This window comes from Sphingopyxis sp. LARHCG72, from assembly GCF_052871675.1.
The window spans coordinates 111519-118521 of sequence record NZ_JBIXJU010000011.1 but is presented as its reverse complement, the minus strand read 5'-3'; the positions used below and the strand labels follow the sequence as shown (position 1 = coordinate 118521).

The 7003-nt window shown below is 60.5% G+C and carries 8 protein-coding genes, 1 tRNA gene and 1 pseudogene; 4 read left to right on the top strand and 6 right to left on the bottom strand.

Features of this window, described 5'->3' with window-relative positions; all coding sequences use genetic code 11:
• Nucleotides 1-130: 130 nt before the first annotated feature.
• Nucleotides 131-981 (bottom strand): annotated as a pseudogene (locus tag ACIPPQ_RS19985) (transposase); the annotation flags it as partial.
• Between the two features lie 271 nt (nucleotides 982-1252).
• Between ACIPPQ_RS19985 and ACIPPQ_RS19980 the strand changes: the two are divergent.
• The 3 genes from ACIPPQ_RS19980 (at nucleotide 1253) to ACIPPQ_RS19970 (ending at nucleotide 3456) form a co-directional block, all read left to right on the top strand.
• A complete protein-coding gene (locus ACIPPQ_RS19980) occupies nucleotides 1253-1684 on the top strand; it encodes a thermonuclease family protein (RefSeq protein WP_446545803.1) in 432 nt (143 codons plus the stop codon).
• An 86-nt stretch (nucleotides 1685-1770) separates the two neighbouring features.
• Entirely contained in the window at nucleotides 1771-2088 is a 318-nt protein-coding gene (locus ACIPPQ_RS19975) for an excalibur calcium-binding domain-containing protein (protein ID WP_446545802.1), read from the top strand.
• A 576-nt stretch (nucleotides 2089-2664) separates the two neighbouring features.
• Entirely contained in the window at nucleotides 2665-3456 is a 792-nt protein-coding gene (locus tag ACIPPQ_RS19970; RefSeq protein WP_446545801.1) for a hypothetical protein, read from the top strand.
• 132 nt (nucleotides 3457-3588) lie between these two features.
• Here ACIPPQ_RS19970 and ACIPPQ_RS19965 read toward each other — a convergent pair whose 3' ends face one another.
• Together ACIPPQ_RS19965 and ACIPPQ_RS19960 are read right to left on the bottom strand one after the other, a co-directional pair.
• Nucleotides 3589-4158: a nucleotidyltransferase family protein gene (locus ACIPPQ_RS19965; RefSeq protein WP_446545800.1), complete on the bottom strand. Its 570-nt coding sequence runs from the start codon at nucleotides 4156-4158 to the stop codon at nucleotides 3589-3591.
• Between the two features lie 333 nt (nucleotides 4159-4491).
• A complete protein-coding gene (locus ACIPPQ_RS19960) occupies nucleotides 4492-5523 on the bottom strand; it encodes an IS110 family transposase (RefSeq protein WP_446545799.1) in 1032 nt (343 codons plus the stop codon).
• Nucleotides 5524-5915: 392 nt separating this feature from the next.
• On the opposite strand from ACIPPQ_RS19960, the gene ACIPPQ_RS19955 reads away from it, so the two are divergent.
• Nucleotides 5916-6113 (top strand): DUF6961 family protein, encoded by a 198-nt coding sequence (locus ACIPPQ_RS19955; protein ID WP_446545798.1) that lies wholly within the window; start codon nucleotides 5916-5918, stop codon nucleotides 6111-6113.
• 13 nt (nucleotides 6114-6126) lie between these two features.
• On the opposite strand, the gene ACIPPQ_RS19950 is transcribed toward ACIPPQ_RS19955, so the two are convergent.
• The 3 genes from ACIPPQ_RS19950 to ACIPPQ_RS19940 all read right to left on the bottom strand — a co-directional run bounded on the left by ACIPPQ_RS19950 (nucleotide 6127) and on the right by ACIPPQ_RS19940 (nucleotide 6991).
• Complete coding sequence (locus ACIPPQ_RS19950; protein ID WP_446545797.1) at nucleotides 6127-6432, bottom strand: hypothetical protein; 306 nt, start codon at nucleotides 6430-6432, stop codon at nucleotides 6127-6129.
• A complete protein-coding gene (locus ACIPPQ_RS19945; RefSeq protein ID WP_446545796.1) occupies nucleotides 6416-6637 on the bottom strand; it encodes an excalibur calcium-binding domain-containing protein in 222 nt (73 codons plus the stop codon). The genes ACIPPQ_RS19950 and ACIPPQ_RS19945 overlap by 17 nt, the downstream gene beginning before the upstream one ends.
• Nucleotides 6638-6915: 278 nt before the next feature.
• A tRNA-Lys gene (locus ACIPPQ_RS19940) sits at nucleotides 6916-6991 on the bottom strand.
• Between the last annotated feature and the right edge of the window lie 12 nt (nucleotides 6992-7003).

Here is a 7003-nt window from a genome sequence, read left to right as displayed (position 1 = left end):
GAATGCTTCTACAACCCGACCCGGCGTCACTCGACCCTGGGTTACCTCAGTCCTATCGACTTCGAACGTGAAGCTGGGGTAGCCTGAATGAACTTATCTCGGCGTCCATCAAACCGGCAGCAGGCCAGTCGGCCGAGCCATAACCCGTGTCGCCGATCAGCTTGCGCGGCCAGAGCCCGAGGTCGTCATGCACGCGTGCGATCATCCGCTTCGCTGCGGTGACCTCGGCCTGACGCACCGCGGTGCTCGCCTCGACATCGACGATCACCGCATGCTCGACGTCGATCAGATAGTTGGTCGCATAGCAGAACTCGGCGCGGCCGCCGTGCGCCGAGGTGTAACGCGACGCCGGATCCGACGGCGATATACGCGGCGGAACCGCCTGGCTCGCAGCACCGAACGCTGCATCATCCAGTACCGCCAGATACTCGTCAATCGCGCGCGTCGACAGCTCCGCCGGCAAGCCTTCTTCACCGCTGTGGAAGGTCTGGCGGTTGGCCTCGGCCCGGATCAGGCTCGCATCGACCGCGAAGCCTTCGCCGCCGACTAGCCCCTCGGCCATGCAACGCGATACCGTCATCTCGAACAGCTTGCGGAGCAGATCGCTGTCACGGAAGCGCCCATGTCGGTTCTTCGAGAAGAGCCTGCCCCCGCGGAGGCGGGGGTCGAGTGATCAGGAACCGCGCCGTCGAGCCCCAGCCGGCAGAACCAGCGATAGGCGAGGTTCAGATGCACCTCTTCACACAGCCGGCGCTCCGATCGGATCCCCATGCAATAGCCGATGATCAGCATCCGGATCATCAGCTCCGGATCGATCGAGGGCCGACCCGTCTCGCTATAATAGCGCCGCAGATGCTCGCGCAGATCACCCAGATCCACGAACCGGTCAATCGACCGCAGCAGGTGATCTGCCGGCACATGATCCTCGAGGCTAAAGCTGTAGAACAGCGCCTCCTGCATCACTGTCCGTTCACCCATCATCACCAACATCTCCCGATACCAGAAATGCTGAATCAGGACTGCGCCATCACTGCAAGGGGGACTTTTTCAACAACATCGGCCAGTAGCAGCATCTGGATTCGAGGTTACAGGTGTCCGCGGTTTGATCGCTCGGTTTACTCCATCTTCATCGATGCCCTCTAAATTGCTGGGGCTCTCAGCGACCCAGAGAGCAAACCCGCCCCGTCGAGATTTGCCTCGGCGGGGCTTTTTTGCCTAGCGCAAAAGATAATCGGCGAGCTAGGGCATGCGGATGATCCTCGCGCTCGTGCTTGCTGTAACCGTCGTCCCGTCGGGCCAATCGTTCAATTGCACGCCCACTGCAGTATGGGACGGTGACGGTCCGATCTGGTGCGAAGAGGGCCCGCATATTCGCCTTTCGGGTATCGCCGCTCGCGAAATGGACGGGACGTGCAAGCCGGGTCATCCTTGTCCAGATGTCGACGCCCGCGCGGCACGCGATTACCTCGCGCGACTGGTAGGCACGCCGACCGGCACGCTGCGCACCGGGCACATAAAGGTGGCGGGCCCGACAATGCGTTGCCGATCGGCGGGCGGCGCCGGGGGCAATCGCACTGCGGCGTTCTGCAGTTCGCCCAAGTCGGGCGATATTTCCTGCGCCATGGTGCGCGATGGATATGCCGAGCGATGGGACAGATACTGGCGGGACCACAAATGCCGATGAGAGGCTGTCGCTGATTCGACTCTTCGCGTTTGCCGTGGCAATCTGCGCTCATGGGGAAGAGGGGGAACAGCAACATCGGGACAATTGTGATCGTCGCGCTGGTGGCGTTCGCAATCGGCGAACTGTCCGACGATGATTCCGGGTCCGAATTTGAAGATGCGCCGCAGGCGTTCATAAGCCCGGCGCCAACCGACCAACAGCCCACTTGGACCTATGCCGACCCGGCGCCCGTTGAAACCACGCGGCAGCGTTTCATGTCCGACGAGCCGCAAAGCGCATTCGGAAGGCGGTCGTTTCGCAATTGCTCCCACGCACGCGCCGCCGGTGCTGCCCCGGTCCGTGCAGGTGCCCCGGGCTATGGATCACACCTGGATCGCGATGGCGATGGCGTCGGCTGTGAATGACCGCTTAGGGGTGGAAAGCGGACGTTGCGAAATCGCTCGAGTAATGCGACCTTAGCCTATGTCTCGCGCATCTCTCGCAATGCTGTTAGCGATATTCGCCCTGCACGGATGCAGGCCGTTAGACGATCAACGCGCGCAACTTGATGACGCATGCGCCGTCGCGATCGTACATGCTACTAGCTTCAAGCGCGACGAAGTTCGGCCAGTGGCCGTCCGGACCCGGGCTCCCCCCGTCGGACCGACAATAGAAGAGCTTGACGCGATCCTGCTGGAGACGCCGCAGGTCCGTAAAGATCCTGTTCTGCCACTATTGCGGAAAGCGGTGGAAACACGGAATGTTAGCGTCGTTGACCGATGCCCTTCCCTGAAAACTTGGCTTTCCAAGAATGCCGTGATTCATAGCGACCCGGAAATAGACAGGCTCGTTCGGAAAGAGCCTTGGCCGGTCTCCGTTCTTACAATGTCGTTGCCGGCAATCTCGGACGATGGTTCGACAGCGATGCTTTATGCCAGCGAGTATTGGGGAGGCCTTGGCGGCGGGACCGATCTGGTAATCTATCGCAAGGAATCGGGGGTGTGGGAATTGCAGCGGCGGGACCAACTGGCAATCAGTTGACCGTCCGCAATCGGTCGTTTGCTGCCATTCGTGTCGATCTGGATCGAATGACCGGAATCGACCGGATGGCGGACATTGCTGCAATAGGATTCTGCCGCCATGTTCAACACATGGTCGATTCTTCTTTGTCCTTTGCCGATGCTCGCCTTCGAGAAGCCGTCGACGCGGTCTACCGTCATTTCGCCATGACAGCACCTTCGACGATAGAAGGATGTCCTTGTTGCGTTGGCACGCGAAACGTCGATGTTTTGCTGACGACGCCCCTGAGGGACATCACCGCCGAAGCGCTATGGCGTTATGTGTCCGGCGTGTATTACACGATCGGTAGCGATCGAGACTTCCGATACTTGCTCCCGCGTATTTTAGAAATATCTGTTAGCGATCCGGGTAATGCCAACAGCCCGGAGATCGTACTGAACAAGCTAGGCTTGGCAAGCTGGCGGTCGTGGGCGCAAGACGAACTGCGGGCGGTAACCGAGCTTTTGGACGCTTGGTTCGAGCGGGCGCTGATGCAAGACTTGTCGGAAGCCGAAGATGGTTGGGTGGGCCGGGAAGCCGAAAGCGTCATTTGCGGAGCTGCGCTTGCCGGGTTTCCGCTCAACCGCTGGCTGGCCCGTTTGACGGAACCATTTGCGATGCCGGTCTTGGCAGATTTGAAGAACAGATTTCCCAGTGAGCTATCGGCGTTCTGGGAGCAGTCACCAAGCGGGCAAAGGGAGCTATCGACCATCCTGACTCAAGGGCGGGCCTAGGTCCGCTTTCCACCCCGTTTCGGCCGGAGGGCAAGCTCGCATCCCGTCCCGAAACTGACAGGCTTCTATCCGGGAATATCTGACGAACGCTGCCCTGCTGCTAACGACCGGTTGCGGCAGACGGAGCGTTCTTCAAATTCGCCCGATAGCTGCCGGTTCAAGGGAAAGCCTTGGATATCGGTCGATCCAGCGCTTGGAAGCAACGCGATGCATAAAAATTGGGAGCTTTTCGGTGAGGAAGCGAGGGGTTGGGCGCAATCGCAACGCAAACAAGTCATCGAGTCCGTGAGGCGCACTAACCTCTATCGAGGATAGCAAAAGCCGGGCTGCGACCGCCGTTGCCGTCTCGGGCCAATGCCGCATGGCGTCGGCTACCGACGTGTAAGGAATATCCCCGTTGCGAAGATGCATCCGAGCTTGGTTCTTTACCGACCAGCACAGCTTAGGCAATGCACCTCGCAACTGCTGCTCAATGCCACGGTCAACATCGGCCTGTGGCGAGGCCGCGTCATACCATATGACATCGACATCGCCAGTTGGGTCAGCAACGTCGTAACCGTGCAAATGATCCCATACGGCATCTCGGACGAAGCCCGCGCCAATCCAGCAATCCGGAAGATCGAGCGCCGCCACGGTCTTTAGGGCGCTAAGTCGCAGAGAGTCGCCTGATAGGAGCATTTGAAGGGCGGCAGTTTGATCCATTTGGAGCTGCATAGCTAATTCCACCGGTCGCCGCTTTGTCTATTTGGAGCGCCGAAAGAAGTCAGACCGCTTCCCATCTGTGGACGCCCCAAGAGACGCAAGCGGTTTTTTAGAGGTAATGCACGTAGTCGGATGCTGCCATCTGTCCGGCCTCTGATGCAGCATCGGAGGCTGCGGGCCCGTATGGGAGTTCGCGGACCGGAACCACATCACCCACGGCGTGCTCGCGGCACAGTGGGAAGCCCTGGTTCTTCCGGCCCCGTCTCGCCGACTGTTGTGCCATACTCTCCTTCGACCGACTGCGCCTTCCGGCGACCTCTGGTCCGCCTTGGCTTACGCCGCGGCTGCGACCGGAGCTCTGTAATCCTCTTCCTTCACAAGCACGGCCCAGATGATCCGCGCTGTCTTGTTGGCAAGGGCAACCGTGACCAGCATACGCGGCTTTCTCGCCATCATCTGCTCGAGCCAGGAGCCCTGAGGCGCACCTCGCTTGCTGGCCTGCAGGACCACCGCACTGCAACCGATGATCAGCAATCGCCGCAGGGTGCGCTCGCCCATTTTGGATATCGAGCCCAGCTTCTGCTTGCCCCCCGTCGACATCTGCCTTGGCGCCAGCCCTAACCATGCCGCAAAGTCCCGTCCCTTGGTGAAGGTTTCTGCCGGCGGTGCCAGAGCCGCCAATGCGGTGGCCGTAATCGGTCCAACCCCAGGGATCGTCATCAGCCGCCTCGCGACGGCATCCTCACGAGCCCGGCGCGCAATCTCCTTGTCGAGATCGCCGATCTTCTCGTTCAGTTCCTCCAGCAGATCGAGCATTGTGCGGAACATCGACCTGGCTGCCTCGGGTAGCGACGATCCCACCTCGTCCGCAAGCAGATCGCCGAGCATCGCGACGTGCGAGGGACCCTTGGGCGCTACCCAGCCATATTCGGTAAGATGACCTCGGATGGCATTGATCAGCTGGGTGCGCTGCCGCACCAGCAAGTCACGGGTCCGGAACACCAGGCCTGACGCCTGCTGCTCTTCACTCTTGATCGCCACGAACCGCATGCTCGGGCGCTGGGCGGCCTCGCAAATCGCCTCCGCATCCGCCGCATCATTCTTGTTCCGCTTCACGAACGGCTTCACATACGCGGGCGGGATCAGCTTCACCTCGTACCCCAACCGTGTGAGCTCTCGGCCCCAATGGTGCGCGCCCCCACAGGCTTCCAGCGCGACCGTACAACGCTGGTGCCCAGCAAAGAACTCCAGCAGCTTCCCTCGGACGATCTTGCGGCTGAACAGTGCCCGCCCGCTCGCATCAGCGCCGTGCGCATGAAAAACATTCTTGGCGATATCCAGACCGATTATGCTAACTTCCGACACGGACGCCTCCTCTAGTGGTGTGACAACACCTCCACTATGGCACAGCGATGCCGCCGGGCGGCGTCCACCCCATCACCCCATTTCCCGTCATTCATCGTTGGACAAAACAGACCCCGCCGAAGCGGGGCCAGTTTAAAGGAGGGGGTTTCCAAGATGCCGCCGCCACGTGGCATGTCAGGATGCCGTGCGGCGGGAAAAATAGGTAACGTCTGCCCGGCCTAGGCGTTCCAAGCGAAAACGCTAACCTTGACTCGCGCCTTTCCCATCATATTATTTCTGCATGAGCGCCACCTCGCAAGCGAGATGGCCGACAGGATTCCTATAGCGTAGCCATACCGAGAGGACGGAAGGGCTTCCTCTTTGGCGGAGCCCTTCTAGGTCGGAGCGAAATAGTGATCACCGCTGAGCGAGAGCTTTGGGCGTGCGCGTTGCTGGTCGAGCGAGAGCAGGGTGACAACGCTGCGATCTACATTGCGGAGCGCATAGGCGCCCTTGCATCGGAAGGTGACGCCGCTGGCGTGGCGAGATGGAAGGCGATTGCTGAGAAACTGTCGCTGCTTTGGACTGGCGAGCGACCAATGCCGATGTGAAGGCCGCGCTTGGCTACCGCCAATGAATATCGGGCTCCGAACAAATGTCACGTTTATGCTTGGCTTTGATCTCGTCGCAGATGAAGTCCGCCCCCGCTTCGAAATCTCGTTCAAGATAAGCCGGCGAGCCTGGGCGGAATGTCTCGGGGTACATTGCTTCCATCGTGCCGTTGTTGACCACTGCGCCTTCATCTTCAGCACGCTGAGCCTCGTCGACGATCGCGGAATCGCAGGCGGACGTCAGCAGGAGCAGCGGAATGCAGAGCCGCAGGATTGGCGGTGTCCTGCGAGAGGCGCGCTGGTTAGCGATATGGTTCACAGGCAATCCCGTCGTTGTCGCCGTCCATGCTTTCGCGATAGCCGGGCTCCCCGCGATAGATGGGGGCGGTGCCAGCGGCGCGAGCGTCGTCGCAACCTCGCCAGTGATCGCCAGCCTGCGGTGCCCGCTCGCGCATCATGCCGACGTCAATTGCGACTTCCTTCGCGTTGCTCATGAAAGCCTGTTGCTGCTCAGGATCCGTCATTGCCCAGCCGCCACCCACTACTGCCCCGATCAGACAAACTGCAGCGAAATAACCGCCGACAGGCGAGGATCGCCCTTGCGGGCGCCGTGCCGCCGCAGCGTAGCGTCGTGGTTCATGGTAGCGTCTGCGCCCTCTCATGGCGTCGATATACCGCCGACAGGGAAACGACGGGGAGGGGAAGGCCGAAACTAGCTCGGTCGATTACGTGGCGATTACGTGAACCCGAAAGCAGCCCCCGAGGGGTGGCGCTTGATCGGTCAAAATTGGCGGAAAAGTTATGGTGGACGCACTAGGGCTCGAACCTAGGACCCGCTGATTAAGAGTCAGCTGCTCTACCAACTGAGCTATGCGTCCACTGCCGTTTTC

What these genes read in the sequence shown, in the direction of transcription:
- ACIPPQ_RS19980 (WP_446545803.1), top strand. Translation starts at nt 1,253, where the DNA reads ATGATCCTCGCGCTCGTGCTTGCTGTAACCGTCGTCCCGTCGGGCCAA.
- ACIPPQ_RS19965 (WP_446545800.1), bottom strand. Translation starts at nt 4,158, where the DNA reads ATGGATCAAACTGCCGCCCTTCAAATGCTCCTATCAGGCGACTCTCTG.
- ACIPPQ_RS19945 (WP_446545796.1), bottom strand. Translation starts at nt 6,637, where the DNA reads ATGACGGATCCTGAGCAGCAACAGGCTTTCATGAGCAACGCGAAGGAA.